4 protein-coding genes and 1 tRNA gene are annotated in these 3,429 nt (G+C 67.1%); 4 read left to right on the top strand and 1 reads right to left on the bottom strand.

Annotated elements, in window-relative coordinates:
* The coding region (locus tag AOK09_RS25400; RefSeq protein ID WP_055589566.1) for an ABC transporter ATP-binding protein at nt 1–986 on the top strand (986 nt) is incomplete at its 5' end.
* Nucleotides 983–1,699 carry an ABC transporter ATP-binding protein gene (locus tag AOK09_RS25395; protein WP_055589565.1) on the top strand — a complete coding sequence of 239 codons (717 nt, stop codon included), beginning with the start codon at nt 983–985 and terminating at the stop codon, nt 1,697–1,699. The genes AOK09_RS25400 and AOK09_RS25395, both read left to right, overlap by 4 nt.
* Before the next feature lie 110 nt (nt 1,700–1,809).
* On the opposite strand, the gene AOK09_RS25390 is transcribed toward AOK09_RS25395, so the two are convergent.
* Nucleotides 1,810–2,478 carry an ANTAR domain-containing response regulator gene (locus AOK09_RS25390; protein WP_055589564.1) on the bottom strand — a complete coding sequence of 223 codons (669 nt, stop codon included), beginning with the start codon at nt 2,476–2,478 and terminating at the stop codon, nt 1,810–1,812.
* A 68-nt stretch (nt 2,479–2,546) separates the two neighbouring features.
* Between AOK09_RS25390 and AOK09_RS25385 the strand changes: the two genes are divergently transcribed.
* Both AOK09_RS25385 and AOK09_RS25380 read left to right on the top strand, forming a co-directional pair.
* Nucleotides 2,547–2,620 (top strand) — tRNA-Leu (locus AOK09_RS25385).
* 109 nt (nt 2,621–2,729) lie between these two features.
* Nucleotides 2,730–3,398: a hypothetical protein gene (locus AOK09_RS25380; RefSeq protein ID WP_407675435.1), complete on the top strand. Its 669-nt coding sequence runs from the start codon at nt 2,730–2,732 to the stop codon at nt 3,396–3,398.
* The last annotated feature ends 31 nt before the right edge of the window (nt 3,399–3,429 follow it).

Below are 3,429 nucleotides of genomic sequence, written 5' to 3'. Positions count from 1 at the left end.
CACCCGCCCCCGGCACCCCCCTCCTCCAGGCCAACGGCGTCACCATGCGCTTCGGCGGCCTCACCGCCGTCAACAACGTCGACCTCACCGTCAACACCGGCGAGATCATCGGCCTCATCGGACCCAACGGCGCCGGCAAGACCACCTTCTTCAACTGCCTCACCGGCCTGTACGTCCCCACCGAGGGCACCGTCCGCTACCAGGGCACCATCCTCCCCGCCAAACCCTTCAAGGTCACCCAGGCAGGGATCGCCCGCACCTTCCAGAACATCCGCCTCTTCGCCAACATGACGGTCCTCGAGAACGTCATCGTCGGCAGCCACTGCCGCACCAAACAGGGCATCATCTCCGCGCTGCTCCGCGGCCCCGGCTACCGCCGAACCGAACGCGAATCCCGCGACAAGGCCATGGAGCTGCTGCGCTTCGTCGGCCTCGACGGCAAGGCCGACCACCTCGCCCGCAACCTCCCCTACGGCGAACAGCGCAAGCTGGAGATCGCCCGCGCCCTCGCCAGCGACCCCGGACTCCTCCTCCTCGACGAGCCCACCGCCGGCATGAACCCCCAGGAGACCCGGGTCACCGAAGAACTCATCTTCGCCATCCGGGACCAGGGCATCGCCATCCTGGTCATCGAGCACGACATGCGGTTCATCTTCAACCTCTGCGACCGCACCGCCGTCCTCGTCCAGGGCCAGAAACTCATCGAGGGCGACTCCGCCACCGTCCAGAGCGACGAACGCGTCATCGCCGCCTACCTCGGCACCCCCTTCGAAGGCGCCCCCGGCGAGGAGGAGGCACAGGAGGTCCAGGCCGCGGAAGCACACGCCGCCCAGGCAGCCGCAGCCGCACCCGCGACCGAAGCCACCGAACCGCCCACCGACGCCGACCAGCCCAGCCACGCCGAGGAGCCCTCCGACCAGCCCCCCACGGCCGACCGGCACACCCCGGCCGAGGAGCCCGCCGAGTCCGAGGAGGACGCCAAGTGACCGCCCTGCTCGAGGTCGAGGACCTCCGCGTCGCCTACGGCAAGATCGAAGCCGTCAAGGGCATCAGCTTCACCGTCGACGCCGGCCAGGTGGTCACCCTCATCGGCACCAACGGCGCCGGCAAGACCACCACCCTGCGCACCCTCTCCGGGCTCCTCAAGCCCATCGGCGGCCAGGTCAAGTTCGAGGGCAAACCCCTCCACGGAGTCCCCGCCCACAAGATCGTCTCGCTGGGACTCGCCCACTCCCCCGAAGGCCGCCACATCTTCCCCCGGATGACCATCGAGGAGAACCTCCTCCTCGGCGCCTTCCTCCGCCGCGACACCCCCGGCATCCAACAGGACGTGGAGAAGGCCTACACCCTCTTCCCCATCCTCGGAGAACGCCGCAAGCAGGCCGCAGGCACCCTCTCCGGCGGCGAACAGCAGATGCTCGCCATGGGCCGCGCCCTGATGTCCCGCCCCAAACTGCTCATGCTGGACGAACCCTCCATGGGACTCTCCCCCATCATGATGCAGAAGATCATGTCCACCATCACCGAGCTGCGCGCCTCCGGCACCACCATCCTGCTCGTCGAGCAGAACGCCCAGGCCGCACTCTCCCTCGCCGACCAGGGCTATGTGATGGAGACCGGCACCATCGTCCTCAAGGGCACCGGCCAGCAGCTCCTCCACGACGACTCGGTCCGCAAGGCCTACCTCGGCGAGGACTGACCACCCCGGACACCCCGGACAACGGGCCCCGGAACACCCGGGCGTCCGGACAGCGAAGGGCCCGGCCGACAACGGCCGGGCCCTTCCGCATCTCACCAACCGGGTGGCGGCTACTGCTCCTCGGACTTCTTACGGTCCTGGGCATCGCCCTCCTCGATCACAGCCTCCGCCACCGCACGCATGGTCATCCGGCGGTCCATGGAGGTCTTCTGGATCCAGCGGAACGCCGCCGGCTCGGTCAGACCGAACTTGGTCTGCAGCACACTCTTCGCCCGGTCCACCAGCTTGCGAGTCTCCAGCCGCTGGTTGAGGTCGGCGATCTCCCCCTCCAGCGCCCGGATCTCCGTGTACCGGGAGACCGCCATCTCGATCGCCGGCACCAGATCGCTCTTGCTGAACGGCTTCACGATGTACGCCATCGCCCCCGCGTCCCTGGCCCGGTCGACCAGCTCCCGCTGGGAGAAGGCGGTCAGCATCAGGGTGGGCGCGATGTGCGCCTGGTGGATCTGCTCGGCGGCGGACAGTCCGTCCAGCACCGGCATCTTCACATCCAGGATCACCAGATCGGGCCGCAGCTCCTCGGCGAGCTTCACGGCTGTCTCCCCGTCCCCGGCCTCACCGACGACGGTGTAGCCCTCCTCCTCAAGCATCTCCTTGAGGTCCAGCCGGATCAGCGCCTCGTCCTCGGCGATGACAATCCGGGTGATCTCTGGCGACACGGGCTCATTCTGCTCGTCGGCGGTGCTCACAGGACTCCTCGTTCCGGCCGGGTACTGCATGCACGAGGGTACCCAGACACGGTATGTTTGGTTCGCATCGGGGCGGGTCGCACCTTGGATTCCCCCGGGCTCCGGTAGTCCAATCGGCAGAGACGATACCCTCAAAAGGTATTCAGTGTGGGTTCGAATCCCACCCGGGGCACTTTCCTTGGATTCCAAGGTCGCAACCAGTACGGGCGACGTTCACTGAGTCCGGTGAAGAGTTCGGCGTTTTGATCGCGCCAGATGCCGATCCTCCGAAACTCGCAATCATGTGCGAAGTTGAAACATCTCATCGACGCCCTGCAAGGGCCGTCTGCCCTTCGGCTGATGGCCGACTCGATCCCGCGATCCCTCTTCACGAATACGCATACCTGCTGGGTCTCTATCTCGGCGATGGCTGCATCAGTCCCGGTCCCAGAGGTGTCCACGCGCTGCGCATCTCATGCGACGACAACTGGCCGGGCCTGATCCGGCTCTGCTCCAACGCCATCAGAGCGGTCATGCCCGCCAACTCCGTGTGCCACGCGCAGGCTGTCGGCTGCACCCAGGTGGTGAGTTACAGCAAGCGCTGGCCGTGCTTCTTCCCTCAGCACGCACCAGGCAAGAAGCACGAGCGCCCGATCGAGCTTGCCGAGTGGCAGCGCCAGATCGTGGACCGACACCCCTGGCCCCTGATCCGCGGGCTGATCCACTCCGACGGCTGCCGCATCACCAACTGGGCCACCAGGATCGTGGCGGGCGAGAAGAAGCGCTACGAGTATCCGCGCTACTTCTTCACCAACAAGTCCGAGGACATCATCCGGCTCTTCACCGACACCCTCGACGCCGTCGGCGTCCAGTGGAAGTCCGCGCCACACAGCGGTGGGGCCGTCAACGTCTCCGTGGCCCGCCGGGAATCCGTCGCGCTGATGGATCTGCACGTGGGGCCCAAGCACTGATGAGGGGCCCGGGCGCCGCCGGGGGTGGTGG

Origin of the sequence: Peterkaempfera griseoplana (genome assembly GCF_001418575.1) — a bacterium.
In the GTDB taxonomy this organism is placed as follows: domain Bacteria; phylum Actinomycetota; class Actinomycetes; order Streptomycetales; family Streptomycetaceae; genus Peterkaempfera; species Peterkaempfera griseoplana.
The sequence above is the reverse complement of the archived record's forward strand: the minus strand, read 5'-3'. Positions and strand labels throughout refer to the sequence as shown.

Coding starts and splice junctions, on each gene's coding strand:
- AOK09_RS25390 (WP_055589564.1), bottom strand. CDS start 2,478: ATGCAGTACCCGGCCGGAACGAGGAGTCCTGTGAGCACCGCCGACGAG.
- AOK09_RS25380 (WP_407675435.1), top strand. CDS start 2,730: ATGTGCGAAGTTGAAACATCTCATCGACGCCCTGCAAGGGCCGTCTGC.